The sequence below is a fragment of the Streptomyces sp. NPDC057854 genome (assembly GCF_042797055.1).
In the GTDB taxonomy this organism is placed as follows: Bacteria; Actinomycetota; Actinomycetes; order Streptomycetales; family Streptomycetaceae; genus Streptomyces.
Genome location: NZ_JBHVMF010000038.1, coordinates 29,902 through 54,625, shown reverse-complemented (window position 1 = coordinate 54,625; position 24,724 = coordinate 29,902). Strand labels below are relative to the sequence as shown.

Annotated in this window: 30 protein-coding genes, 1 tRNA gene and 1 riboswitch; of the genes, 20 read left to right on the top strand and 11 right to left on the bottom strand. The window is 70.9% G+C overall.

Annotation, left to right across the window (positions count from 1 at the left end; genetic code table 11):
• The 3 genes from ACFVQZ_RS35140 to ACFVQZ_RS35130 all read left to right on the top strand — a co-directional run.
• Positions 1-415, top strand: a 415-nt coding sequence (locus ACFVQZ_RS35140) for a serine hydrolase domain-containing protein (RefSeq protein WP_383628904.1), incomplete at its 5' end; no start/stop codon positions are given.
• Positions 379-921, top strand: a complete 543-nt coding sequence (locus ACFVQZ_RS35135) for an RDD family protein (protein WP_383628902.1) — start codon at positions 379-381, stop codon at positions 919-921. The genes ACFVQZ_RS35140 and ACFVQZ_RS35135, both read left to right, overlap by 37 nt.
• A gap of 84 nt (positions 922-1,005) precedes the next feature.
• Positions 1,006-1,674, top strand: a complete 669-nt coding sequence (locus ACFVQZ_RS35130; protein WP_030497550.1) for an RDD family protein — start codon at positions 1,006-1,008, stop codon at positions 1,672-1,674.
• Between the two features lie 35 nt (positions 1,675-1,709).
• Here the strand turns inward: ACFVQZ_RS35130 and ACFVQZ_RS35125 are convergent, their stop codons facing one another.
• Positions 1,710-1,988, bottom strand: a complete 279-nt coding sequence (locus tag ACFVQZ_RS35125) for a hypothetical protein (protein WP_030497549.1) — start codon at positions 1,986-1,988, stop codon at positions 1,710-1,712.
• 364 nt (positions 1,989-2,352) lie between these two features.
• Between ACFVQZ_RS35125 and ACFVQZ_RS35120 the strand changes: the two genes are divergently transcribed.
• Both ACFVQZ_RS35120 and ACFVQZ_RS35115 read left to right on the top strand, forming a co-directional pair.
• Positions 2,353-4,791 carry an immune inhibitor A domain-containing protein gene (locus ACFVQZ_RS35120; RefSeq protein WP_383628899.1) on the top strand — a complete coding sequence of 813 codons (2,439 nt, stop codon included), beginning with the start codon at positions 2,353-2,355 and terminating at the stop codon, positions 4,789-4,791.
• 146 nt (positions 4,792-4,937) lie between these two features.
• Entirely contained in the window at positions 4,938-5,249 is a 312-nt protein-coding gene (locus ACFVQZ_RS35115) for a hypothetical protein (protein WP_030497547.1), read from the top strand.
• A gap of 10 nt (positions 5,250-5,259) precedes the next feature.
• Here the strand turns inward: ACFVQZ_RS35115 and ACFVQZ_RS35110 are convergent, their stop codons facing one another.
• Both ACFVQZ_RS35110 and ACFVQZ_RS35105 read right to left on the bottom strand, forming a co-directional pair.
• Entirely contained in the window at positions 5,260-5,859 is a 600-nt protein-coding gene (locus ACFVQZ_RS35110) for an isochorismatase family protein (RefSeq protein ID WP_030497546.1), read from the bottom strand.
• A gap of 93 nt (positions 5,860-5,952) precedes the next feature.
• Positions 5,953-7,281 carry a nicotinate phosphoribosyltransferase gene (locus ACFVQZ_RS35105; protein ID WP_030497545.1) on the bottom strand — a complete coding sequence of 443 codons (1,329 nt, stop codon included), beginning with the start codon at positions 7,279-7,281 and terminating at the stop codon, positions 5,953-5,955.
• Positions 7,282-7,381: 100 nt separating this feature from the next.
• Here ACFVQZ_RS35105 and clpS point away from each other — a divergent pair, with 100 nt between their 5' ends.
• From clpS to ACFVQZ_RS35070, 7 genes are all read left to right on the top strand, one after another.
• A complete protein-coding gene (gene clpS, locus ACFVQZ_RS35100; RefSeq protein WP_030497544.1) occupies positions 7,382-7,696 on the top strand; it encodes an ATP-dependent Clp protease adapter ClpS in 315 nt (104 codons plus the stop codon).
• A complete protein-coding gene (locus ACFVQZ_RS35095) occupies positions 7,696-8,277 on the top strand; it encodes a DUF2017 domain-containing protein (RefSeq protein WP_030497543.1) in 582 nt (193 codons plus the stop codon). Before clpS ends, ACFVQZ_RS35095 begins: the two co-directional genes overlap by 1 nt.
• A 323-nt stretch (positions 8,278-8,600) precedes the next feature.
• The gene (locus tag ACFVQZ_RS35090; RefSeq protein WP_030497542.1) at positions 8,601-10,037 is read left to right on the top strand and encodes an amino acid permease; all 1,437 of its coding nucleotides are present in this window, start codon (positions 8,601-8,603) and stop codon (positions 10,035-10,037) included.
• 76 nt (positions 10,038-10,113) lie between these two features.
• On the top strand, positions 10,114-10,539 hold the full coding sequence (locus ACFVQZ_RS35085) for a Mov34/MPN/PAD-1 family protein (RefSeq protein ID WP_383628895.1): 426 nt from the start codon (positions 10,114-10,116) through the stop codon (positions 10,537-10,539).
• A 109-nt stretch (positions 10,540-10,648) separates the two neighbouring features.
• Positions 10,649-10,765 carry a putative leader peptide gene (locus ACFVQZ_RS35080; RefSeq protein WP_321193378.1) on the top strand — a complete coding sequence of 39 codons (117 nt, stop codon included), beginning with the start codon at positions 10,649-10,651 and terminating at the stop codon, positions 10,763-10,765.
• A 102-nt stretch (positions 10,766-10,867) separates the two neighbouring features.
• On the top strand, positions 10,868-11,146 hold the full coding sequence (locus tag ACFVQZ_RS35075; protein ID WP_030497540.1) for a MoaD/ThiS family protein: 279 nt from the start codon (positions 10,868-10,870) through the stop codon (positions 11,144-11,146).
• 4 nt (positions 11,147-11,150) lie between these two features.
• Positions 11,151-12,101 carry a PLP-dependent cysteine synthase family protein gene (locus ACFVQZ_RS35070; protein WP_383628892.1) on the top strand — a complete coding sequence of 317 codons (951 nt, stop codon included), beginning with the start codon at positions 11,151-11,153 and terminating at the stop codon, positions 12,099-12,101.
• Between the two features lie 4 nt (positions 12,102-12,105).
• Here ACFVQZ_RS35070 and ACFVQZ_RS35065 read toward each other — a convergent pair whose 3' ends face one another.
• On the bottom strand, positions 12,106-12,594 hold the full coding sequence (locus ACFVQZ_RS35065) for a type II toxin-antitoxin system PemK/MazF family toxin (protein ID WP_383628890.1): 489 nt from the start codon (positions 12,592-12,594) through the stop codon (positions 12,106-12,108).
• Positions 12,595-12,801: 207 nt separating this feature from the next.
• Here ACFVQZ_RS35065 and ACFVQZ_RS35060 point away from each other — a divergent pair, with 207 nt between their 5' ends.
• On the top strand, positions 12,802-13,554 hold the full coding sequence (locus ACFVQZ_RS35060) for an MBL fold metallo-hydrolase (protein ID WP_030497537.1): 753 nt from the start codon (positions 12,802-12,804) through the stop codon (positions 13,552-13,554).
• Positions 13,555-13,673: 119 nt separating this feature from the next.
• On the opposite strand, the gene ACFVQZ_RS35055 is transcribed toward ACFVQZ_RS35060, so the two are convergent.
• Together ACFVQZ_RS35055 and ACFVQZ_RS35050 are read right to left on the bottom strand one after the other, a co-directional pair.
• A complete protein-coding gene (locus tag ACFVQZ_RS35055; RefSeq protein WP_030497536.1) occupies positions 13,674-14,927 on the bottom strand; it encodes a PTS transporter subunit EIIC in 1,254 nt (417 codons plus the stop codon).
• 267 nt (positions 14,928-15,194) lie between these two features.
• Entirely contained in the window at positions 15,195-16,505 is a 1,311-nt protein-coding gene (locus tag ACFVQZ_RS35050) for a PTS transporter subunit EIIC (RefSeq protein ID WP_383628910.1), read from the bottom strand.
• A 237-nt stretch (positions 16,506-16,742) separates the two neighbouring features.
• On the opposite strand from ACFVQZ_RS35050, the gene ACFVQZ_RS35045 reads away from it, so the two are divergent.
• From ACFVQZ_RS35045 to rdgB, 4 genes are all read left to right on the top strand, one after another.
• On the top strand, positions 16,743-16,976 hold the full coding sequence (locus ACFVQZ_RS35045; protein ID WP_030497534.1) for a glucose PTS transporter subunit EIIB: 234 nt from the start codon (positions 16,743-16,745) through the stop codon (positions 16,974-16,976).
• 106 nt (positions 16,977-17,082) lie between these two features.
• A complete protein-coding gene (rph, locus tag ACFVQZ_RS35040) occupies positions 17,083-17,814 on the top strand; it encodes a ribonuclease PH (protein WP_030497533.1) in 732 nt (243 codons plus the stop codon).
• Positions 17,815-17,971: 157 nt separating this feature from the next.
• Entirely contained in the window at positions 17,972-18,361 is a 390-nt protein-coding gene (locus tag ACFVQZ_RS35035) for a hypothetical protein (RefSeq protein WP_383628886.1), read from the top strand.
• 8 nt (positions 18,362-18,369) lie between these two features.
• On the top strand, positions 18,370-18,978 hold the full coding sequence (gene rdgB / locus ACFVQZ_RS35030; RefSeq protein WP_030497531.1) for an RdgB/HAM1 family non-canonical purine NTP pyrophosphatase: 609 nt from the start codon (positions 18,370-18,372) through the stop codon (positions 18,976-18,978).
• Between the two features lie 51 nt (positions 18,979-19,029).
• Here the strand turns inward: rdgB and ACFVQZ_RS35025 are convergent.
• The 4 genes from ACFVQZ_RS35025 to bcp all read right to left on the bottom strand — a co-directional run bounded on the left by ACFVQZ_RS35025 (position 19,030) and on the right by bcp (position 21,011).
• A tRNA-Leu gene (locus ACFVQZ_RS35025) sits at positions 19,030-19,102 on the bottom strand.
• A gap of 12 nt (positions 19,103-19,114) precedes the next feature.
• Positions 19,115-19,762 carry an HNH endonuclease gene (locus tag ACFVQZ_RS35020; RefSeq protein ID WP_383628884.1) on the bottom strand — a complete coding sequence of 216 codons (648 nt, stop codon included), beginning with the start codon at positions 19,760-19,762 and terminating at the stop codon, positions 19,115-19,117.
• Positions 19,759-20,400: an HNH endonuclease signature motif containing protein gene (locus tag ACFVQZ_RS35015; protein WP_383628882.1), complete on the bottom strand. Its 642-nt coding sequence runs from the start codon at positions 20,398-20,400 to the stop codon at positions 19,759-19,761. The genes ACFVQZ_RS35020 and ACFVQZ_RS35015 overlap by 4 nt, the downstream gene beginning before the upstream one ends.
• Positions 20,401-20,543: 143 nt before the next feature.
• Entirely contained in the window at positions 20,544-21,011 is a 468-nt protein-coding gene (gene bcp, locus ACFVQZ_RS35010; RefSeq protein ID WP_030497528.1) for a thioredoxin-dependent thiol peroxidase, read from the bottom strand.
• 123 nt (positions 21,012-21,134) lie between these two features.
• Here bcp and ACFVQZ_RS35005 point away from each other — a divergent pair, with 123 nt between their 5' ends.
• The 3 genes from ACFVQZ_RS35005 to ACFVQZ_RS34995 all read left to right on the top strand — a co-directional run bounded on the left by ACFVQZ_RS35005 (position 21,135) and on the right by ACFVQZ_RS34995 (position 22,295).
• A complete protein-coding gene (locus ACFVQZ_RS35005) occupies positions 21,135-21,455 on the top strand; it encodes a DUF3618 domain-containing protein (RefSeq protein WP_030497527.1) in 321 nt (106 codons plus the stop codon).
• A gap of 24 nt (positions 21,456-21,479) precedes the next feature.
• Positions 21,480-21,815 carry a co-chaperone GroES gene (locus ACFVQZ_RS35000; protein ID WP_030497526.1) on the top strand — a complete coding sequence of 112 codons (336 nt, stop codon included), beginning with the start codon at positions 21,480-21,482 and terminating at the stop codon, positions 21,813-21,815.
• Between the two features lie 51 nt (positions 21,816-21,866).
• Positions 21,867-21,941, top strand: a riboswitch (guanidine-III (ykkC-III) riboswitch).
• Between the two features lie 33 nt (positions 21,942-21,974).
• Complete coding sequence (locus ACFVQZ_RS34995; protein WP_030497525.1) at positions 21,975-22,295, top strand: multidrug efflux SMR transporter; 321 nt, start codon at positions 21,975-21,977, stop codon at positions 22,293-22,295.
• Between the two features lie 4 nt (positions 22,296-22,299).
• Here the strand turns inward: ACFVQZ_RS34995 and ACFVQZ_RS34990 are convergent, their stop codons facing one another.
• Positions 22,300-24,579 (bottom strand): transglycosylase domain-containing protein, encoded by a 2,280-nt coding sequence (locus ACFVQZ_RS34990; protein ID WP_383628879.1) that lies wholly within the window; start codon positions 24,577-24,579, stop codon positions 22,300-22,302.
• Between the last annotated feature and the right edge of the window lie 145 nt (positions 24,580-24,724).

Below are 24,724 nucleotides of genomic sequence, written 5' to 3'. Positions count from 1 at the left end.
CTCCAACACCGACTACATCCTGCTCGGCATGCTCATCGAGAAGACCACCGGCCGCAGTTGGCAGCAGGAGGTCGACCGTCGGATCATCCGGCCCCTCGGCCTGAGCGAGACCACCATGCCGGAGAACGACCCCGCCGTCCCCGGTCGCCACACCCGCGCCTACGTCAGTCTGCCCGGCGGCCCGGTGGACGTCACGCTGTTCAGCCCCACCCGCACGCCCAGCAGGCCCCGGCCCCCGCCCCGGCCCCCGCGCCCGCCCCGGCTCCCGCCGCGCCCTCCTGGGCGCACCCGCACCCGCAGCCGCAGCCCCAGCCGCCCGTCGCCGCCGCTCCCGCCGGTCCTGCCGCTCCCGCCGACCCGCAGGGGCAGCAGCCGGTCGTGCCGTGGAAGCCGCCGGTCGAGGACCCGTTCCTGAAGGCCGCGCGCGAGCAGGCGTCCGCGCCGCCGGCCAGGCTCGGCCGCCGGCTCCTCGCCCGGCTGGTCGACACGCTCCTCCTCGGCGCGATGGCCGCCGGCGCCGGCTACCCCTTCGTCAGCGCCGCCCTCGACCACATCCAGGAGAAGATCGAGGCGGCCAAGCAGAGCGGCGTCACCGTCCAGGTCTGGCTCGTCGACGGCACCACCTCCGTCCAGTTCGGCATCGCGCTCGGCCTGCTGTTCGTCCTCGGCCTGCTCTACGAGGCGCTGCCCACCGCCAAGTGGGGCCGCACGCTCGGCAAGAAGCTGTGCGGGATCCAGGTCCGGGACATCGAGGCGCACGAGCCGCCGGCCTTCGGCCGGTCGCTGCGCCGCTGGTTCCTCTACACCTTCCTCGGCGTGCTGGTGATCGGCGTGCTCAACGCGCTCTGGTGCGTCTTCGACCGCCCGTGGCGCCAGTGCTGGCACGACAAGGCGGCCGGCACCTTCGTCGCCCGCGCCTGACCCCGCGGTCCCGCCGGGGGAGGCGGTCCCCCGAACGGGGGCCCAGCCGTTGCGGGCCCCCGGCGGCCGGGATGCGATGCCCCCATGAGCACCGACCAGCCGCCGCCCGGCCCGCCCCCCGACGACGACCCCTTCGCCAAGCGGCCCCCGCAACCGCCCCAGGGCCCCCCGCCGGGCCCTCCGCCCGGCCCTCCGCCGGGCGGGAGCCCGTACGACAACCCGTACCCGCCGCCGCCCCCGTACGGCGGCTACGGCGGCGGGTACGGCGGCACCGACCCGCTCTCCGGGATGCCGCCGCTCGCCGAGACCGGACGGCGCGTCCTCGCCCGGCTCATCGACTGGGTGATCATCGCGGTGCCGCTCGCGCTCATCGGCATCCCGTTCGACATCTACGACCGGGCGACCGTCGACGGCGACGACCTCCAGGCCACCTGGACCGGCGGCGGCCAGCTGGTCTTCCAGCTGCTCACGATCGTCGCCTACGTCACGTACGACACCGTGCTCACGGCCCGGGACGGGCAGACCGTCGGCAAGCGGCTGATGAAGCTGCGCACCGCCATGCTCAACGACGGCTCCACGCCCCCGATGAGCCAGTCGCTGCTGCGCGCCCTCGTGCTGTGGCTGCCCGCGCTGATCTGCTGCGCGTGCCTGTGGCCGCTGCTCATCCTCATCCTGATCATGGTCGACAAGCCCTACAAGCAGGGCCTGCACGACAAGGCGGCGAAGACGGTGGTCGTCACCGTGCCGCGGTAGTCACGGCCGGCACCGCCGGCGGTACGGACGGAGTCTCACGGACCGGTCCGGGTATCGGCTCCCGCGCCCACCTGCGCGGCCGGTACCCGGGCCGCGTCGTTCCCGGGCCGGGCGCCGCCGGCGCCGGGGGTCTTGACGGGCCGCGCGCCGCCCGGCATCGTCACCGCCACGAGGACGCCGAGCAGCAGTCCGGCCAGACAGGCCAGGGTGACGCCGAGCGGTCCGGTGGCGCCGGTCAGGAGCAGGAGCGCGGCGGTCGCGAGGACCACGACGGCCGAACCGTAGGCGTACTGCGCGGCGTTCGGACGCTGCATGACGGATACCGTCCCTCCGGACTCCCGGTCGACTCTACGACGCTCGATGCCCGGGCGGAACGCCGGGTAAGCGTGACCTGACGCACGGGGCCGGAGCACGGGGGGCGCACGGGTGGCACGCCCGGGCACGGGCCGCCGGGAGACGACCGCCGGCACCCGAACGTCACCCGCGTTTCCCCGGATTGACCGTCCGCATTCCGGATTCCGGCACCCGCATAGTGCACTTGGTGTGTGCAAGTCAAGATCTGTCTTTTCTCGCCTCTCTCCGGTCGAATGTCGTCACTTGTGACGCGCGACCCCTGCCGGACGGGACACCCCACCTTCAGGTCCCGAGGCGTGGGCGCCGGGGAGGGAACGACACCAAGTGACCAACAGACGACGGGTGATTCGGGCGTCCGCGGTCGTCGTGGCGCTCGCGGCCACCGCCGCCACCGCCTCGACCTTCAGCACCGCCTGGGCGAACGAGAACGGCACGATCGCGGCGGCGGACGTCCGCCACGACCCGGCTCCGGGCCACGACCACGACCACGGCAAGACCGCGGTCGACCACGACCTCGACGGCCCCTTCAGCAAGCAGCAGGCGCAGCAGCGCAAGGCCGCCCTGGAGCAGGTCCTCAAGGGCGAGGCCAAGGTCGAGCGCCGCGGCGGCTCGCAGGTCGTGAAGCTCGACGCGAAGAAGTACGTCGAGCTCGGCCGTGAGAAGACCGACAAGATCTTCACCATCCTGGTCGAGTTCGGCGACCAGGTGGACAACACCACGCTCGTCGACCGCAAGGACGACGACACCACCGAGCTCAAGCCGAAGTTCGGCGGCCAGCCCGGCCCGCTGCACAACGCGATAGCCGAGCCCGACCGGTCGAAGGACAACTCGACCGCGTGGCAGCCGGACTACGACCAGAAGCACTTCGAGGACCTGTACTTCGGCACCGGCAAGGACCCGAAGACCGGTCAGCCGAAGCAGTCGCTGAAGACCTACTACGAGCGCACCTCGTCCGGCCGCTACTCGGTCGACGGCATGGTCTCCGACTGGGTCAAGGTCCCCTACAACGAAGCCCGTTACGGCTCCAACTACTGCGGCCAGACCAACTGCGCCAATGTGTGGGACACCGTCCGCGACGGCGTCAACGCGTGGGTCGCGGACCAGAAGGCCCAGGGCAAGTCCGACGCCCAGATCAAGGCCGACCTGGCGTCCTACGACCAGTGGGACCGCTACGACTTCGACGCCGACGGCAACTTCAACGAGTCCGACGGCTACATCGACCACTTCCAGATCGTCCACGCGGGCGAGGACGAGTCGGCGGGCGGCGGCGTCCAGGGCACCGACGCCCTGTGGGCGCACCGCTGGTACGCGTACGGCACCAGCGCCGGCAAGACCGGCCCGGCGAACAACAAGGCCGGCGGCACCCCGATCGGCGACACCGGCATCTGGGTCGGCGACTACACGATGCAGCCCGAGAACGGCGGCCTCGGCGTCTTCGCCCACGAGTACGGCCACGACCTCGGCCTGCCGGACCTGTACGACACCGCGGGCGGCGAGAACTCGACCGGCTACTGGTCGCTGATGTCCTCCGGCTCCTGGCTGGGCCTGGGCAAGGACGCCATCGGCGACATGCCCGGCGACATGACCGCCTGGGACAAGCTCCAGCTCGGCTGGCTCAACTACACCAAGGTGAGCGACGAGGCCCGCAAGGCGGACACCACCCACAAGCTGGGCGTCTCCGAGTACAACACCGCGAACCCGCAGGCGCTCCTCGTCGAGCTGCCGAAGAAGGCCGTCACCACCGACATCGTGGCCCCCGCCGAGGGTGCCAAGCAGTGGTGGAGCGGCATGGGCGACGACCTCAAGAACACGCTGACCCGCCCGGTCGACCTCACCGGCAAGTCGTCCGCCACCCTGAACCTCAAGGGCTGGTACGACATCGAGGCCGAGTACGACTACCTCTACACCGAGGTGTCGACGGACGGCGGCGCCAACTGGACCGCCCTGGACGGCACGGCCGACGGCAAGCCGATCGACCGCGACGCGGCCGGCACCCCGGCGCTCTCCAGCGTCTCCGGCGGCTACAAGTCCCTCGCGTACGACCTCTCGGCCTACGCGGGCAAGAAGTTCGACCTCCGCTTCCGCTACCAGACGGACGGCGGCCTGGCGCTCAAGGGCTTCGCGGCCGACGCCATCTCGCTGACCGCCGACGGCGCCACCGTCTTCTCGGACGACGCCGAGGGCGGTGACAACGGCTGGACCGCCCAGGGCTTCACGCGCATGGGCAAGGGCTTCACCAACGAGTACGAGCAGTACTACATCGCCGAGAACCGCCAGTACGTCTCGTACGACGCCACCCTCAAGGTCGGCCCGTACAACTTCGGCTTCACCGGCGACCGCGAGAACTGGGTCGAGCACTACCCCTACCAGAACGGTCTGCTCATCTGGAAGTGGGACCTGTCCCAGAAGGACAACAACACCTCCCAGCACCCGGGCCAGGGCATGATCCTCCCGATCGACGCCCACCCGACACCGCTGAAGTGGCACGACGGCACGCTGATGCGCAACCGCGTCCAGGCGTACGACTCGCCCTTCGGAACGTACCGGACGGACGCTTTCCAGCTGCACCTGAAGGACGTCCCGACCTGGGTCCGCTCGCAGCCGGGCAACCCGGTCTTCGACGACCGCAAGGGCACGTACTGGTACGAGGAGACCGCGCGCGCCGGCGTGCAGGTCACTGACACCAACACGAAGATCCAGGTCGTCAAGGAGCCGAAGAACGGCCGGACGATCACGGTCCGCGTGGGTCCGTCGACCCGTTGATCGACTAGCGTCACAGTAAAACCGCAGGTCACAGCATGATCGGCCGTCGCCCTCTAGCGGGCGGCGGCCGATCGTGTTTAGGTGCAGCTGACCGAGTCCGCACGGACTCTCTTATTGACAGTCGGCTCACGGGGGAGTGGTTCCGCATGCCCGGTGGAGGGTTCTGCAAGTTGCCGGGAGGCAGTGTGGTGGTCGCGATAGGGCTGCCCAGCCCGGCCGGCGACGGCGTGACCGTGCGCTTCCTCGTCCACGCCGCGAACCGGGCCAGGGCCCTGACCAGGCTCCGGAACCTGGGCCTGCGGTCGGTTTATCTGCGGGGGAACGCGGAGCCGCCCACCCCGGACGAGATCACCGCCGTGCTGCACCACCCGGACGGGCTGCTGTGGCGGTCCACCCCGGGCGCCGTCGCGGAGCTGTGGCACCCGGCCCGCGCCCTGCCGAAGGCCCCGGCGGCCTGAGCCGGGCGCCTCAGGCGACGACCGGCTCGCCGGTCAGCTCCACGCCCGCCGCGCGCAGCTCGGCGAGGGCCCGGTCGGTGGTCTCGCGGGCCACGCCGGCCGTGAGGTCGAGCAGGACGCGGGTGCGGAAGCCCTCGCGGGCCGCGTCCAGGGCGGTGGCCCGGACGCAGTGGTCGGTGGCGATGCCGACCACGTCGACCTCGGTGACGTCCCGCTCGCGCAGCCACTGCGCCAGGGTCCGCCCGTTCTCGTCGCGCCCCTCGAAGCCGCTGTACGCGGCGGCGTACGCGCCCTTGTCGAAGACGGCCTGGACGGCGCCGCCGGCGACGGCGGGCGCGAAGTTCGGGTGGAAGCCGACGCCCTCGGTGCCGGCGACGCAGTGCGCCGGCCAGGAGGCGACGTAGTCCGGCGCCTGGCCCTCCGGGGCGAAGTGGGCGCCCGGGTCGATGTGGTGGTCGCGGGTGGCGGCGACGTGCTGGTACGCGCCGCCGGCCGCCTCGCCGATGAGCTCGGTGATGGCGGCGGCGACGTCGGCACCACCCGTCACGGCGAGGCTGCCGCCCTCGCAGAAGTCGTTCTGTACGTCCACGACGATCAGTGCGCGGTGCATGGCGGGTCCTCGGGTGGTCGGAACGGGTGGCCCCGAGCCTAGAGACTCCGCCTCCGCCGCGGGAGGGGCCGTCCCCGGGCTCTGGACGTATCTCTAGATGTACTCCGTCGGGAGCACCGGCTCGCCGCGGGAGAGCTGCATGGCGGACATCGGCAGGCCGGCGCGGGCCGCGATGTGCCGGCTCCGGGCCGCCTCCAGCGGCTCCCGGGCCACCACCTCGCCGCCCTTGACCAGCTCGACGAGGAGCCGGTCGGCGGCGAGCGCGTCCGGGACCGGCCCGGTTCCGACGACCTCGGCCTCGGCGACCCCGTGGGCGTCCTTGCGGCGCGCGGCCCACTTCCGGCCGCCGACGGACGCCTTGCCGCCCAGCGACTTCTTGGCGACGGGGACCAGCGGGGCCTTCGGGTCGGCCGAGGCGGCGCGGGCGACGAGCTTGTAGACCATCGAGCAGGTGGGGTGGCCGCTGCCGGTGACGAGCTGGGTGCCGACGCCGTACGCGTCGACCGGCGCGGCGGCCAGCGAGGCGATGGCGTACTCGTCGAGGTCGGAGGTGACCACGATCCGGGTGTCGCGGGCGCCGAGCTCGTCGAGCTGCTGGCGGACCCGGTGGGCGACGAGCAGCAGGTCGCCGGAGTCGATGCGGACGGCGCCGAGCTCGGGCCCGGCGATCTCGACGGCGGTGCGGACCGCCTCGGCGACGTCGTAGGTGTCGACGAGGAGGGTGGTGCCCCGGCCGAGGCTGTCGACCTGGGCCCGGAAGGCGTCCCGCTCGCTGTCGTGCAGCAGGGTGAAGGCGTGCGCGGAGGTGCCGACGGTCGGGATGCCGTAGCGGAAGCCGGCCGCGAGGTCCGAGGTGGAGTCGAAGCCGCCGACGTACGCGGCCCGGGAGGCGGCGACGGCGGCCAGCTCGTGGGTGCGGCGGGCGCCCATCTCGATCAGCCGGCGTCCGCCCGCCGCCGCCGACATGCGGGAGGCCGCGGCGGCGATGGCCGAGTCGTGGTTGAGGATCGACAGGATCACCGTCTCCAGCAGCACGCACTCGGCGAAGGAGCCCTCGACGCGCAGCACGGGGGAGCCGGGGAAGTACACCTCGCCCTCGGGGTAGCCCCAGATGTCGCCGGAGAAGCGGTAGCGGGACAGCCACTCCAGGGTCGGCTCGTCGACGACGGCCCGCTCGCGCAGGAAGCCGAGGACGGCCGGGTCGAAGCGGAAGTTCTCGACGGCGTCCAGCACCCGGCCGACGCCCGCGAGGACGCCGTAGCGGCGCCCCTCGGGCAGCCGCCGGGTGAAGACCTCGAAGACGGAGTGCCGGTCGGCGGTGCCGGCCCGGAGGGCCGCCTGGAGCATGGTCAGCTCGTACTGGTCGGTGAAGAGCGCGGTCGACGGCACGTCCACCGGGAGCCCAAGGTCCGCAGCGTTCATGCCGATGATGCTACCGCACTATTCGTCAGTCTGACGAATAGTGTGGCGGTGTCGCCGGAGGGGCGGCCCGTTTGTGCGACCGGGGGGCCCGGGTGGCAGCATGGGACAAGTGAGCATCGCGCCTATCGAGATCGAACGGACCGAGTCGGCCGAGGAGGTCTCCGCGGTCGTCGAGCCCGACGTCCCCTGGGTCACCCTCGTGCACAACGACCCGGTGAACCTGATGAGCTATGTCACCTACGTCTTCCAGACGTACTTCGGCTACTCCAAGGACAAGGCGCACAAGCTGATGCTCGACGTGCACAACAAGGGCCGCGCGGTGGTCTCCAGCGGCACCCGCGAGGAGATGGAACGGGACGTGCAGGCGATGCACGGCTACGGACTGTGGGCCACGCTCTCCCAGGACCGCGGCTGATGGCCGGCCACTTCGAGGCCGTGCCGGGCGGCGGGGCGGCCGTCGCCCTCGACGAGGTCGAGGTCTCCATCCTGCGCTCGCTCGCCGTCCAGCTCCTGGAGCTCATCGGCCCCGGCGACGAGCCCGCCGAGGACGCCGACCCGCTCGCCGCCCTCTTCGCCGAGGGCCCCAGCGAACCCCCGTCCGACCCCGCCCTGCGCCGCCTCTTCCCCGACGCGTACGCGGACGACAGCGAGGAGCTGCGGGCCGCCGCGGCCGACTTCCGCCGCTTCACCGAGAACGACCTGCGGGCCCGCAAGCGCGACGACGCCCTCGCCGTGGTGCGCGCCCTGGACGGGCTGGCCAGCGAGGGCCCGGAGGAGCCCGCGGTCCTGAAGCTGACCCCGGACGAGTCCCGGTGCTGGCTCGGCACCCTCAACGACCTGCGGCTGACGATCGCCACCCGGCTGGACATCACCGAGGACGAGGAGAGCGAGCGGCTCTACCGGCTGCCGGACAGCGACCCGCGCAAGCCGATGGTGATGGCGTACCTCTGGCTCGGCGCGCTTCAGGAGTCACTGGTGGAGACGCTGATGTCCTGAGGGCGCGGCCCCGGCGCGCGACGGCGGGATGTTCGCTCAGCGGACGCTCAAATCCGGATAACGAACTCGTTATCCGAGCGGGCACCTTGCCGTCTTGTGTCCCTTTTCTCCCCCTCTTTTCGTGGCGTGCGCCACACGCTTCTCCCTCGATCGCGCCCCGCCCCGTGATACACCTTCACGACCACTCGGGGACGCCACCCCTGTTCTCGAGGGCGCTTGAGCCGGCTGACCGCCGGCGGCACTCCATCCACATCCGGGGGGATCAGGACCTGATCCGCGGCAGACGCAGTCGCGCGGATCAGCATGGAGAAAGGCGCACCACCATGACCTCAGTGCGGGTCGACAAGCAGCACGACGGCAATGAGGCCGCGGACTCCGCCTCGGGCGAGGGTTACCACCGGGCACTCGGCGCCCGCCAGATCCAGATGATCGCGATCGGCGGAGCCATCGGCACCGGCCTCTTCCTCGGAGCGGGCAAGGGCATCTCCAAGGCGGGCCCCAGCCTGATCCTCGCGTACGCCCTCGCGGGCCTCGTGATCTTCTTCATCATGCGGGCGCTCGGCGAGCTCCTCATGTACCGCCCCGTCTCCGGCTCCTTCTCGGAGTACGCGCGGGAGTTCATCGGCCCCTTCGCGGGCTTCGTCACCGGCTGGACGTACTGGCTCTTCTGGGTCGTCACCGGCATCACCGAAGTCACCGCCGCGGCCACCTACATGACGTACTGGTGGGACATCCCGCAGTGGATCTCCGCCCTCGTCTTCACCGTGATCCTCTACGGCGCCAACCTGATCTCCGTGAAGCTCTTCGGCGAGCTGGAGTTCTGGTTCTCCATGGTCAAGGTCACCGCCATCGTCGGCATGATCCTGATCTGCGCCGGCATCCTCACCCTCGGCTTCTCCGACGCCGGCGACACCGCCTCGATCACCCACCTGTGGGACCTCGGCGGCTTCTTCGCCGGGGAGAACGGCATCGCCTCCACGCTCATGACCCTCCAGATGGTCATGTTCGCGTTCCTCGCCGTCGAGCTGGTCGGCGTCACCGCCGGCGAGTCGAAGGACCCGAAGACCGTCCTGCCCAAGGCCATCAACACCGTGCCGTGGCGCATCGCCGTCTTCTACGTCGGCGCGCTCATCATGATCCTGTCGGTCGTCCCGTGGACCGAGTTCCAGCCGGGCGTCTCGCCGTTCGTCGCCGCCTTCGAGAAGATGGGCCTCGGCATCGGCGCCGCCATCGTCAACTTCGTCGTGCTGACCGCGGCCCTGTCGTCCTGCAACTCGGGCATGTACTCCACCGGCCGCATGCTGCGCGACCTCGCGCTCAACGGCCAGGGCCCGGCCTTCTTCACCCGCCTCACCAAGAACGGCACCCCGCTCGTCGGCACCACGTTCTCGGCCGCGCTGATGATGGTCGGCGTCTGGATCAACTACCAGTGGCCCGGTGAGGCGTTCAACTACGTCGTCTCCTTCGCCACCATCTCCGGCATGTGGGCCTGGATCATGATCCTGGTCTGCCAGATCCGCTACCGCCTCAAGGCCGACCGCGGCGAACTGCCCCAGTCCTCCTTCAAGGCCCCTGGCGGCATCTGGGCCAGCGCCTTCGCCCTCGCCTTCATCGCCCTGGTCGTGGTGACCATGGGCATGGACGCCGGCAACCGCGTCGCGCTCTACGGCGCACCGGTCTGGGGCCTGCTGCTCGCCGTCTCCTACCTGGTGCTCAAGGCCCGCAACCCCGAGGGCGCCGCCTTCGCCAAGCGCTCCTGACCTGCACCGTCTCGGCATCCGGGCCGTCTCGTACCACTCCTCGGTACGGGGCGGCCCGTCTGCTTATCCTGTCGTCATGCTGACCATCACCCGGGCCCTGTACGACCGGATCGTGGAACACGCCCGCGCGGACCACCCCGACGAGGCCTGCGGCGTCGTCGCGGGACCCGTCGGCTCGGGCCGCCCCGAGCGGTTCATCCCGATGCTCAACGCCGCCCGCTCGCCCACCTTCTACGAGTTCGACTCCGCCGACCTCCTCAAGCTCTACCGCGAGATGGACGACCGGGACGAGGAGCCCGTGATCATCTACCACTCGCACACGGCCACCGAGGCGTACCCGTCCCGCACCGACATCACCTACGCCAACGAGCCCGGCGCCCACTACGTCCTGGTCTCCACCGCCGACACCGACGGCTCCGGACCCTTCCAGTTCCGCTCGTACACCATCGTCGACGGGGTCGTGGAGGAGGAGGACGTCAAGGTCGTGGAGGGGTACGCCTGAGGGGGACACCCCCCGGGGTACCGAGGTCCTGTCCGGAAGGCGGTCGGAAATCATCCAGCATCTGAGATCACACTCCGGATCCTGGACCGGGAATCGATACGATGACCGCATGGTTTCCCACGACGTGAGCGCAGACACCCCGAGCACACCGCTGCTCGTGGCACGCCTGCACGTCGACCTCTGCCGCCTCGCCAGCGCGATCTGTCCGTCCCGCGCCGCGCGCTGAAGCGCCGGCCGAGCGCACGTACGTACGACCCCCCTCCGCGCGGGGGCCCAGCAGCGCGCCCACCACGTCACGTACACGTCCTTCCGACAGGAGCCCACGCCCATGGCCATCGAGGTCCGCATCCCGACCATCCTCCGCACCTACACCGACGGCCAGAAGGCCGTCGAGGGCAGCGGCGCGACCCTCGCCGAGCTCTTCGCCGACCTGGAGACCCGCCACGCCGGGATCGAGGCCCGCATCGTGGACGACGGCAAGCTCCGCCGCTTCGTCAACGTCTACCTGAACGACGAGGACGTCCGCTTCCTCGACGGCATCGGGACCAAGCTGGCCGACGGCGACAGCGTCACGATCCTGCCGGCCGTCGCCGGCGGCATGGTCTGATCCGATGCGGTACGACTCCCCGCTGGCGGCGGTCGGCAACACGCCGCTCGTCCGCCTCCCCCGGCTCTCGCCCTCCGACGACGTCCGCATCTGGGCGAAGCTGGAGGACCGGAACCCGACCGGCTCGGTCAAGGACCGCCCCGCGCTCCACATGATCGAGCAGGCGGAGAAGGACGGCCGGCTCACCCCCGGCTGCACCATCCTGGAGCCGACCAGCGGCAACACCGGCATCTCGCTCGCCATGGCCGCCCGGCTGAAGGGCTACCGCATCGTCTGCGTCATGCCCGAGAACACCAGCGAGGAGCGCCGGCAGCTGCTCACCATGTGGGGCGCGGAGATCATCGCGTCCCCCGCGGCGGGCGGCTCCAACACGGCCGTCCGCGTCGCCAAGGAGCTCGCCGCCGACCACCCGGACTGGGTGATGCTCTACCAGTACGGCAACGAGCACAACGCCGGCGCGCACTACGCCACCACCGGCCCGGAGATCCTCGCCGACCTCCCGTCCATCACCCACTTCGTCGCCGGCCTCGGCACGACGGGCACCCTGATGGGCGTCGGCCGCTACCTCCGCGAGCACAAGCCCGACGTCAAGATCGTCGCCGCCGAACCGCGCTACGACGACCTCGTCTACGGGCTCCGCAACCTCGACGAGGGCTTCGTGCCCGAGCTGTACGACGCCTCCGTCCTCACCACCCGCTTCTCCGTCGGCTCCGCCGACGCCGTCACCCGCACCCGTGAACTCCTCCAGCAGGAGGGCATCTTCGCGGGCGTCTCCACCGGCGCGGCCCTGCACGCCGCGATCGGCGTCGGCAAGAAGGCCCTCAAGGCCGGCGAGACCGCCGACATCGCCTTCCTCGTCGCCGACGGCGGCTGGAAGTACCTCTCGACGGGCCTCTACACCGCCGCCACCACCGAAGAGGCCATCGCCACGGTCCAGGGCCAGCTCTGGGCCTGACCCGCTAACGGGCGAGGTGGCGGACCTGGTCCCACACGACCGGGTCCGCCTCCCCGACCCGCCGCCGGAACCCGCCCAGCGGCACGTCCCGCAGCTCGTCCGGCTCCAGGAAGCTCGGCCGCCCCCGCGCGTCGCCCACCGCCCCCGGCGGCAGCGCGATCACCCCGGGCCGCTCGTCGTGGTACCTGCTCGTGATCTTCGCGACCCGCGCCAGATCCCCCCGCACCGACAGCACCAGACACGGCCGGTCCTTTGCCCGCCCGTCTCCCACCACCGCCCTGCCTGACGCGCTGCGCGCGGCCCCCTTCGACCCCGGCCCGTCCTCGAACGGCACCTCGGCCCACCAGATCTCCCGCGCCCGCGGCTCTCGCGCCCCCGGCGGACGGGCCGGCGCCGGCGGACGCGCCCGCGGCCGGGTCCGGGCACCGGCGACCGCCACCGCCAGCGCGATCACCACGACCGCGACCAGCGCGGGCCACCACGACGTGTCCATACCCCATGACGTTACCGGCGCCCCGGTCACCGCGCCGCCGCGCCCCGCCGTCCATCCGAACCGGTGACAGTGCCCGTGAGTTCGCCCACAACGGGCCGCCACGAAGGAGCGACCGGCCCCTGTGCGCCTTACTCTCGTCTGACCGCACGGCCTCCCCCCTCCCCTCTGCGTGCCTGACCGCACCCGTCCACGGAGGTTCACGCTCCTATGAAGCTCACCGTCGTCGGCTGCTCCGGGTCGTTCCCGTCCGCGGAATCGGCCTGTTCGAGCTACCTCGTCGAGGCCGACGGCTTCCGGCTGCTCCTCGACATGGGCAACGGCGCCCTCGGCGAGCTGCAGCGCCACATCGGCCTGTACGACCTGGACGCGATCTTCCTCAGCCACCTCCACGCGGACCACTGCATCGACATGTGCGGCTACTTCGTCGCCCGCTACTACCGGCACGAGGGCGGCCGCTGCGACGCGCTCCCCGTCTACGCCCCCGAGGGCGCCGAGCAGCGCCTGACCACGGCGTACGCGGACACCCCGTCCTCGTCCTCGATGAGCGAGGTCTTCGACTTCCGCACCCTGCGCCCGGGCACCTTCGAGCTGGGCCCGTTCACCGTCCGCACCGAGAAGGTGTGCCACCCGGTGGAGGCGTACGGCATCCGGGTGGAGCACGGCGGCCGGTCCCTCGCGTACTCCGGCGACACCGGCGTCTGCGACGAGCTGGACGAGCTCGCCCGCGGCGTCGACCTCTTCCTCTGCGAGGCGTCCTTCACCCACGGCAAGGAGGACATCCCGGAGCTCCACCTCAACGGCCGCGAGGCCGGCGCGCACGCCGCCCGGGCCGGCGCCGGCCGCCTCGTCCTCACCCACATCCCGCCGTGGACGGATGGCGAGCGGAACCTCGCCGACGCCCGCGCGGTCTACGACGGCCCGGCGGAGCTGGCGAGGGCGGGCGCGGTCTACGAGGTCTGAGCGCGGGCGCGGACACGGCGTCCGAGCGCCGGTACGGTCACGGCTCCGAGCGTCGGCGGACACGGGGAAGGCCCCGGAACCTTCGGGTTCCGGGGCCTTCCGTCGTACGGGGGAGGGGCTCACGCCTTGGTGAGGTCCTCGACCTCCTCCTCGGGCTCGCGGCCCGGGGTGGGGAGGTTGAACTTGGTGATGGCGAAGCGGAAGACCACGTAGTAGACCGCCGCGAAGACGAGACCGATCGGGATGATCAGCCACGGCTTGGTCGCCAGGCTCCAGTTGAGCAGGTAGTCGATGCCGCCGGCCGAGAAGGTGAAGCCGGCGTGGACCCCGAAGGCCCAGGTGACGGCCATCGAGACGGCGGTCAGGACCGCGTGCACCGCGTACAGGACCGGCGCGATGAACATGAAGGTGAACTCGATCGGCTCGGTGATACCGGTGACGAACGAGGTCAGCGCGAGCGAGACCATCATGCCCATCACGGCCTTGCGGCGCTCGGGGCGGGCGGCGTGCGCGATGGCGATGGCGGCGGCCGGGAGGCCGAACATCATGATCGGGAAGAAGCCCGACATGAAGATGCCGGCGCTCGGGTCACCGGCGAAGAAGCGGTTGAGGTCACCGTGGACGACCTTGCCGGCGGCGTCGGTGAAGTCACCGATCTGGAACCAGGAGACCGTGTTCACGAACTGGTGCATGCCGACCGGGATCAGCGCGCGGTTGATGAGGCCGAAGAGACCGGCACCGGCGGCGCCGAGGCCCGTCATCCACTCGCCGAAGCTGGAGATGCCGTTGCCGATGGGCTCCCAGACCAGGCCGAAGACGACGCCGACGAGGGTGCCGACGAAGGCCATGATGATCGGGACGAGGCGGCGGCCGTTGAAGAAGCCGAGCCAGTCGACCAGCTTGGTGCGGTGGTACTTCTGCCAGATGACCGCGGAGATCAGACCCATGAGGATGCCGCCGAGGACACCCGGGTTGTTGTACTTCGCGGCGATGTCCTCGCCGGGCTGGATGACGGCCTCGGCGACCGGGAACGCCTTCAGCACGTTGCTGTAGACCAGGAAGCCGACCAGGGCGGCCAGCGCGGTGGAGCCGTCGGCCTTCTTGGCGAAGCCGATGGCCACACCGATGCAGAAGAGCAGCGGCAGGTTGTCGAAGACCGCGCCACCGGCGGTGGCGAAGACCGAGGCGACCTTGTCCCAGCCGAGCCCGTCCTTGCCGAAGACGTCGGGCTGGCCGAGACGGAGCAGAATACCCGCGGCCGGCAGCACGGCGATCGGCAGCTGCAGGCTGCGACCGACCTTCTGCAGGCCCTGGAACAGGCCGGATCCGCGCTTCTTCGCGGGAGCGGCGGCCTGGGCGGTGGCCGTACTCATCAACTTCCTCCAGTAGGCAAGGCGCCGCCAGAGGACAGTGAAAAGGGGGTGACGGCGGCGTCTCGGGAACGCGGTGGTCTGGACCGCGTGGTCTACACCAATGAGTGGTGTAGACCAGTTGTAGCACGTGAGACTTAGATAAGGAACCTGCGAATTTTTGGTACGCGGGCATAGTGATGAAGGCGTGACAAAAGGCCCCCGGACCACAGGTCCAGGGGCCTTCCCACGCCGCCGCCGAGGGTGCGAAAGCCCCGGCGCGGACGGGTCCTACTTCACGTTGTCCCGCTCCAGCTGCTCCTGCACCTCCTCCGGCTCCCGGCCGGGCGTCGGCAGATTGAACTTGGTGATCGCGAACCGGAAGATCACGTAGTACACGACCGCGAAACAGAGCCCGATCGGAATGATCAGCCACGGCTTCGTCGCCAGGTTCCAGTTGATCACGTAGTCGATCAGACCCGCCGAGAAACTGAAGCCGTCCTTCACCCCCAACGCCCACGTCACCGCCATCGACACACCCGTCAACAGCGCGTGGATCGCGTACAGCACCGGCGCGATGAAGAGGAACGAGTACTCCAGCGGCTCCGTGATCCCCGTGACGAACGACGTCAGCGCCACCGACAGCATCAGACCGCCGACCTCCTTGCGCCGGTTCGGCCGCGCGCAGTGCGTGATCGCCAGCGCCGCCGCCGGCAGCGCGAACATCATGATCGGGAAGAACCCCGTGGTGAACTGACCCGCCTCCGGATCGCCCGCCAGGAACATGCTGATGTCACCGTGGACCGTCGTCCCGTCCGGCTTCGTGTACGTACCGAACTGGAACCAGATGGGCACGTTCAGGAACTGGTGCAGACCGATCACCAGCAGCGCCCGGTTCGCCACCCCGAAGATGCCCGAACCCCACGCGCCCAGACCCACCAGCCAGTCGCTGAAGCTCTCCAGCGCGTCACCGATCGGCGGCCAGATCCACAGACACAGCGCCGCGAACGCGATGCCCACGAACGCCATGATGATCGGCACCAGCCGGCGCCCGTTGAAGAAGCCCAGCCAGTCCACCAGCTTCGTCCGGTGGTACCGCTGCCACAGATACGCCGCCAGCAGACCCATGATGATGCCGCCGAAGACACCCGGATTCTGGTACGTGTACCCCGCGAAGGCGTCGTCCGCCCCCAGGCAGCCGCCCCCCACGTCCTTCGTCCCCGTCGGGCAGTCCTTCGGGAACTGCCGCAGCACCGTGTAATAGACGAGGAAACCGACCACCGCCGCCAGCGCCGTCGAGCCGTCCGACTTCTTCGCCATGCCGATGGCCACACCGATGCAGAACAACAGCGGCAGCCCCAGACTCCCGTCGAGCAGCGCGCCACCCGCCCCCGACATCACCTTCGCGACGTTGTCCCAGCCGAGACCGTCGGCGCCGAAGACGTCCGGCTGCCCCAGCCGGTTGATGATGCCCGCGGCCGGCAGCACCGCGATGGGCAGCTGCAGACTCCGGCCCATCTTCTGCAGACCCTGGAAGAAGCCTCCCCACGAGACCTTCCCGGGCGCCTTCCCCCGCCCGGCTGCTGCGCTGTCGGTACTCATCGGCGACCTCCCTGTCCCGGAACAACCCCGGGCCGCATCACGTTGCACACTGGTGTAGACCACTTGCGGTAGGCTCCGGGAGCCCGCAGAGGACAGGCCGCCGGTGATCGTCATCATTCGGCAGAACGGCGGCACTCGCTCGCGAAGTTGGGCCAACCGTGGGTTACCGTGACAACGCGGACCGCCGGTGCGCCGAGATTCGCGTGTCCCGCGAACGGAACGGACAGGGAGAAACACATGGCCAGCAAGGCTGAGAAGATCGTCGCCGGGCTCGGCGGCATCGACAACATCGAAGAGGTCGAGGGCTGCATCACCCGCCTCCGCACCGAGGTCGCCGACGCCGCCCTCGTCGACGAAGCCGCCCTCAAGGCCGCCGGCGCCCACGGCGTCGTCAAGATGGGCACCGCCATCCAGGTCGTCATCGGCACCGACGCGGACCCCATCGCCGCCGAGATCGAAGACATGATGTGAGCAGCTGACACCAGCTGACGAGGGCCCGTTCCGGCAGGGGAACGGGCCCTCGTGCGTCACCCCCGCCCGACCCGGCACCCCCCGCCCGGGGAGCTAGGCTCGTCCCATGTCTCGCATCGACGGCCGTACCCCCGAACAGCTCCGCCCCGTCACCATCGAACGCGGCTGGAGCAAGCACGCCGAGGGCTCCGTCCTCATCTCCTTCGGCGACACCAAGGTCTTCTGCACCGCCTCCGTCACCGAAGGCGTCCCCCGCTGGCGCAAGGGCAGCGGCGAAGGCTGGGTCACCGGCGAGTACTCCATGCTCCCCCGCTCCACCAACACCCGCGGCGACCGCGAATCCGTCCGCGGCAAGATCGGCGGACGCACCCACGAGATCTCCCGCCTCATCGGCCGCTCCCTGCGCGCCGTCATCGACTACAAGGCCCTCGGCGAGAACACCATCGTCCTCGACTGCGACGTCCTCCAGGCCGACGGCGGCACCCGCACCGCCGCCATCACCGGCGCCTACGTCGCCCTCGCCGACGCCGTCGCCTGGGCCCAGGCCAAGAAGCTCGTCAAGCCCGGCCGCAAGCCCCTCACCGGCACCGTCTCCGCCGTCTCCGTCGGCATCGTCGGCGGCACCCCCCTCCTCGACCTCTGCTACGAGGAGGACGTCCGCGCCGACACCGACATGAACGTCGTCTGCACCGGCGACGGCCGCTTCGTCGAGGTCCAGGGCACCGCCGAGGCCGAGCCCTTCGACCGCGCCGAACTCAACGCCCTCCTCGACCTCGCCGCCGCCGGCTGCGCCGACCTCGCCGACCTCCAGCGCAAGGCACTCGACGCCACCCTCTGAGCACAACCCCACGCGACCCTGAGACACCCCCTAGGGGAGTTCTCAGGGAAACCCCGCAGAACTGTCCGGCCCCCGGAAGGCGTCCTTTACGGCGAAGGGCGCGCGGCAATACCGTGCGCCCCGTCCGTACACACGCTGCTAGGGGAGGACCCGAAAAGTGAAGCGCCGCCGCACCCTGACCCTCGCCGTCGCTACGGCGGCCGCACTGACCACCTTCGCCCTCACCGGCTGCGAGGCCATCGACAAGGCCATGGACTGCGTCGCCACCGCCGACGCCATAGCCACCTCCGTGGGCAAGCTCCAGGACGCCGTCGCCAACGCCTCCAACGACGTCACCCAGGTCGAGGAATCCCTCAACGCGATCTCCACCGAACTCGGCAACCTCAAGAACACCACCAGCGACGCCGACGTCTCGAAGGCGGTCGACGACCTCACCAAGGGCGTCGAGACGGTCCGCGACGCGGTGAAGAACGGCGACGCCACCCCCGACATCACCCCGATCACCTCCGCCGCCTCCGAGCTGGGCAAGGTCTGCACCCCGGGATAATCGGGGGCATGACCCGACAGCGCCTGATCCTCGCCACCCGCAACGCGGGCAAGATCACCGAACTCCACGCGATCCTCGCCGACGCAGGCCTCGACCTCGACCTCGTCGGCGCGGACGCGTACCCGGAGATCCCCGACGTCAAGGAGACCGGCGTCACCTTCGCCGAGAACGCCCTCCTCAAGGCCCACGCCCTCGCCCAGGCCACCGGCCTCCCGGCGGTCGCCGACGACTCCGGCCTCTGCGTCGACGTCCTCGGCGGCGCCCCCGGCATCTTCTCCGCCCGCTGGTCCGGCACCCACGGCGACGACAAGGCCAACCTGAACCTGCTGCTCGCCCAGCTGTCGGACATCGACGCCCCCCACCGCGCCGCCCACTTCGCCTGCGCCGCGGCCCTGGCCCTCCCCGACGGCACCGAGCGGGTCGTGGAAGGCCGCCTCGAAGGCACCCTCCGCCACGAGCCCACCGGCACCCACGGCTTCGGCTACGACCCCATCCTCCAGCCCGAGGGCCACGACGTGACCTGCGCGGAACTGACCCCCGCGGAGAAGAACGCCATCAGCCACCGCGGCAAGGCGTTCAGGGCGCTGGCGCCGGTGATCCGGGAACTGCTGGGCTGAGCCCGGAACGTGAACGGCTCAGTGCAGGGACTGCACTGAGCCGTTCGAACGTACGCCCGGTCGGATTCGAACCGACATACGCGACCACCTAAAGATCGCCGCTCACCGGGTGGCGTACGGGCGCGTGCACGCTGCCCTACTTTACTCGCCGTCCGCCCCGGCACCAGGTGTCAGTGACCGCATGGCAGTTGGGGCACAGCAGGCGGAGATTCTCACGTCGATCATCGCTCCAGTCCCCGTTGAGGTGGTCGATCTCCAGGGCCAACGGCTCACCGAGCCACTCGGGCCCGATTCCGCACTCCTTGCACGTTTCCGGTGTGCCGATCTCCTTCAGCGCGCGGCGCAGCGTTCTCGTGCTCGTCCGACGCCTGTTGCCGTGGCGTACCAGCACGCCCTCCGGCGGCTTCGCACGGGGGCCACGTTTGCCTCTCTGGTGTCCTTGACCGAGGAAATGAGCGGTCGACAATCCCTCCTCGGCGACCCAGCGCCGCAGATTTGCGCGCTGCGCCCCGCTGTCCGCCCGACCCAGACGGCGCAAGGCATCCCGGACGGAGACTGCCGCGGCAACCGCATCCCGCAACTGACGCGTGTTCGGCCGGTCCCTCCGGCCGAAGGGCGGAAAGTGCGAGACGTCGATGCCGAAGTGGGCGAAGCGCTTCATCAGGTAGCGCGGCAGGTTGTCGTAAGGCTCGGTCCCGAGGAAGGTCATGACCTCGTCGAGGTCGGAGCATCGGGCCGCCGCCTCGCTCAGTCGCTCGCGTGTGTACCGTACGCCGGCCGTCATCGGGTGCGCCCCTTCCCGCGTCCGCGATACGTGTCCGTCGCCGAGTGGCAGTTGGGGCAGAGGAACCGCAGGTTCTCGATGCGGTTGTCGCGCCAGTCGCCGTTGATGTGGTCGATCTCCAGCCGGAGCGGACGGTCACGCCAGACGCCTTCGTTGCCGCACCTCGCACACTGCTTTCGTACCCCCACCTCCGTCATCGCCCAGGCGAGGCGGTCGCTCGGGACACGTCGGGCCTGGGGGCCGGTCTGCCGTACGAGGAAGCCCTCGGGTGTTCGTGGGCGCCGGGGCCTGCCCTGCTGGGAAGGCGCGCGGAAGTGCGAGATGTCGATCCCGTACGCCTTGATCCGGCGGCTGATGTGCGTGTGCTGGCCGCCCACGACATCCACCCCCAGCCGCCGCAGCACTTCGCACATGTTCGTGGACGCCGCCACCGCTTCCGCCAGCACCGCCCGCGTCCACCGCACCCCTTCCCGTTCGAAGTGCGACGTGTCGACGCCGAGCTTCTTCATCCGGTCCCGGAGGTACCGTCGCGAACCGCTCTTCGGATCCACCCCCAGCCGCTCCAGCGCCTCCGTCAGCGTCCGCGACCCTCGCGCCGCCGATTCCAGCCGGTCCTTCGTGTACGGACTCGTCCCCATCGGAATGGACCCCCTCCCCAGTACGGATCTCGCACGGACTAACGAGCCGAAAATCGGACGGTTACGCCGATCGCGTGCGGAATGCGGACGGGCCCGCGCCCCCGGGGTCGGGGGTGCGGGCCCGTCGGAGGGTGCGGCGCGCCTCAGATGCCCAGGTCGCGGATGATCTTGGCGACGTGGCCGGTCGCCTTGACGTTGTAGAAGGCGTGCTCGACCTTGCCGTCCTCGTCGACGACGACCGTCGAGCGGATGACACCGGTCACGACCTTGCCGTACAGCTTCTTCTCGCCGAAGGCGCCATACGCCGCCAGGACCTCCTTGGAGGGGTCGCCGACCAGCGTGACCTTGAGGTTCTCCTTCTCGCGGAACTTCGCGAGCTTCTCCGGCTTGTCGGGGGAGACGCCGATCACGTCGTAGCCGGCGGCGGCCAGCACGTCGAGGTTGTCGGTGAAGTCGCACGCCTGCTTGGTGCAGCCCGGGGTGAGGGCCGCCGGGTAGAAGTAGACGATGACCTTGCGGCCCTTGTGGTCCGCGAGGGAGACCTCGTTGCCGTCCGCGTCGGGAAGGGTGAAGGCGGGGGCGGTGTCGCCGGGCTGCAGTCGCTCGCTCATGGCTCGCTCTCCTGGGGGTGTGCGCGTACGTGATGAGCCTAATGGGGGTCGGGGACGGCCCTCCGGCGGCGGAACTGACAGACTGTCCGTCAACGACCGGAATACGACTACGGAGGCAGCGCGGTGTCGGACGCCAGGACCCCTGCGCAGATCGAGGCGGACATCGTCCGCCGGCGCGACCAGCTCGCCGTCACGCTCGACGAGATCGGCATTCGGATGCACCCGAAGACGATCATCGGAGACGCCAAGGCCAGGGTCGCGTCGACCGTCGACGAGACGGCCGGGCGGGCGTTCGTCGCCGTGAACCGCGTCGTCTCCGACGTGAAGGCGCGCTTCACCCACGAGGACGGCGCCCCCCGCCTGGAGCGGGTCGTCCCGGCCGCCCTGGTGGCCGTGGCGGTGGTGGGGCTGCTGCTGAGCTCCTCCCGGAAGCACAAGGGCTGAGCCGGGGCAGGTAGGTTCGGTCCCGTGAGCGAGAACACCCACGACAAGCTGCCCATCCGGATGCTGCACGACCGGATCCTGGTCCGCACCGACACCCCCGAGGGGGAGCGGCGCTCCGGGGGCGGGATCCTGATCCCGGCGACCGCCGCGGTCGGCCGCCGCCTGGCCTGGGCCGAGGTGGTCGCGGTCGGGCAGAACGTCCGGACCGTCGAGATCGGCGACCGGGTGCTGTACGACCCGGAGGACCGCGCCGAGGTGGAGGTGCGCGGCGTCGCGTACGTGCTGATGCGGGAGCGGGACCTGCACGCGGTGGCGGCGGACCGGTTCCAGAGCACGGACTCGACAGGGTTGTACCTGTAGGGGCGGATGGAGCGGCCGGGGGCCCTGGTGACCGGTGTCACCAGGGCCTTTGTCTGCCCTTTGCTAGGCTGGAGGGACCCCGACGAGACGCGCCGTACCGGGTTCGAAGCGAAAAGACGACGCACCTGTACCGTTCCCGTCTCGCGGAGGTTCGTCGTCATGGCCTGGGTTCTTCTGATCGTCGCCGGTCTGCTGGAGGTCGGCTGGTCGATCGGCATGAAGTACACCGAGGGCTTCACCCGTCTCTGGCCCAGCGTCTTCACCGCGGCCGGGATCGTCGCCTCGATGGTGCTGCTGTCGCAGGCCGCCAAGACCCTTCCGATCGGTACCGCCTACGGCGTCTGGGTCGGCATCGGCGCGGCCGGTGCGGCGGTGCTCGGCATGGTGGTGCTGGGTGAGCCGGCGACCGCCGCGCGGATCTTCTTCGTGGTGCTGCTGCTGGTGGCCGTGGTCGGCCTGAAGGCGACGTCCGGGCACTGACGGCCTAGCGGCCGGGGTGCCTGCCGGGCCGTACGGGCCTCGCGGCTCCGGGGCCCGCCTCGCCCGTCCCGGCCCCCTCGTACCAGCCCGCGTCCTCTGCGTCCTCCGCGTCCTGCCTGTCTTCTCCGTCCTGCCCGTCGTCCCCCTCCGGTCCGTCCGGGACCGGGGGGACCTCGGGGAGTTCGGTGCCCGGCATCGGGCGGAGGTCGAAGTCGCGGGCGGGGGTGTCGGCGAGGGCTTCGCGGGTGAAGCGGGCCCAGATCTCGGCCGGGGGGCCGCCGCCGTTGACGCGCGGGAGGCCGAGGGCGCCGTAGAGGGGCTGGTGGGCGCCGGTCTCCGGGTCCTGGCCCATGAGGGCGACGACGGTGGCGAGTTCGGGCGTGTAGCCGGCGAACCAGGCCGCCTTGTCGTCCTCGGCGGTGCCGGTCTTGCCGGCCGCGGGCCGTCCGGCGGCGAGCGCGGCGGTGCCCGTACCGGTCTCGACGACGCTGCGCAGGACGGCGGTGGTGGTGTCGGCGGCCTCCCGTCCGACTGCCTGCCGGGGTTCGGCGGCGGGCAGCGGCAGCGGTTCGCCGTCGCGGCTGACGGCGGCGACCAGGGTGTGGTCGGCGCGCCGTCCGTGCGCGGCGAGGGTCGCGTACGCCTGGGCCATGTCGAGGACGCTGGCGGTGGCGGGGCCGAGGGCGATGGAGGGGGAGGCGGTGAGGTCGGGCGTGGTGGCCGGTACGCCGAGGGCGACGGCGGTGCGGCGGACGCGCGCGGGGCCGACGTCGACGGCCATCTGGGCGTAGACGGCGTTGACGGAGAGGTCGGTGGCGGTGCCGACGGGGATCTCGCCGTAGCTCTCGCCGTCCTCGTTGGCGGGGTCGTACGGGGTGCCGGGCCAGCCTTCGACGGGGCGGCGGTCGGTGCCGTCGTACAGGGTGTACGGGGTGATGGGTTCGCCGTGCTGGGTGCGGGCGCCGTTCTGGACGGCGGCGGTGAGGACGAAGGGCTTGAAGGTGGAGCCGACCTGGTAGTCGCGGCGGGTGGCGTTGTTGACGTACTGCCGGGTGTAGTCGACGCCGCCGTAGAGGGCGACGACGCGGCCGGTGGCGGGTTCGACGGCGGCGGCGCCGGCGCGGACGTACCGGTCGGCGGGGTGGACGGCCGGGTCGAGGCGGTGGGTGACGCGTTCCTCGACGGCGCGGACGAGGGCGGCCTGCCGGTCGGGTTCGAGGGTGGTGACGATGCGGAAGCCGCCGCCGGCGAGGGTCTTCTCGTCGATGATGCCGCGGCTGGTGAGGTGGTCCTCGACGGCCTGGACGAGGTAGCCGCGCTGGCCGGAGAGGCCGGTGGCGGGGCGGGCGGTCTGCGGGTCGGGGAAGCGGAGGGCGGCGCGTTCGCCGGGGGTGAGCCAGCCTTCCTTGACCATGCCGTCGAGGACGTACGCCCAGCGGGCGAGGACGGCGGGGCGGTTCTCGGGGTGGGTGGTGACGTCGTAGGCGCTGGGGGCCTTGAGGAGGGCGGCGAGGTAGGCGCCCTCGGCGGGGCCGAGGCGGGTGACGTCCTTGCCGTAGTAGGCGTGGGCGGCGGCCTGGACGCCGTAGGCGTTGCGGCCGAAGTAGCTGGTGTTGAGGTAGCCCTGGAGGATCTCGTCCTTGGTCTTCTCGCGTTCGAGCTTGATCGCGATGAAGAACTCCTTGGCCTTGCGGGTGAGGGTCTGCTCCTGGCCCAGGTAGTAGTTCTTCACGTACTGCTGGGTGATGGTGGAGCCGGACTGGCGGCCCTTGCCGGTGAGGGTGTTCCAGGCGGCGCGGACCATGGCCTTGGGGTCGACGGCGCGCGAGGTGTGGAAGTCGCGGTCCTCAGCGGCGAGGACGGCCTGCCGGACGCTGAGCGGGACGCGGTCGAGCCGGACGTTCTCGCGGTTGACCTCGCCGTCGCGGGCGAGGACGGTGCCGTCGCGGTAGAGGTACAGGTTGGACTGGGCGACGGCGGCGGCGTTGGCCGGCGGGATGTCGACGAGCAGGTAGCCGGCGGTGAGGGCGCCGGCGAGGAGCAGTGCGCCGAGCAGGGTGAGCCCGGCGGCGGCGCGCAGGAGGCGGCGGGGGAGGGAGCGCCGGGGGCGGCGGCGCGGACCCCGGCCGGGGGTGCCGGGGGTGGTGAGGGTGGGGTCCCTCGGTTCCCAGCCGGGGTCCGCGCCGTCCCGGTCCGCGTCGAACGGGTTCGCGCCGTCCGGGTCCGCGTCGACTGGGTCGGGGGGTGGTGGAGCGGGGGAGGGGGAGTGCAAGGAAGGGGACATGGCACCACATAGTGCACATAAAGCGGTCGAAACGCCCGAAGGTGGGGGGGTGAGCGGCGCCCGATCCGTCGCGAAAACCGCTCGCGGCGGTGTGTCCCGGACCACTAGGGTCGTGCGCTTCGCCCTGTCCTGACCGTTCCCTCCC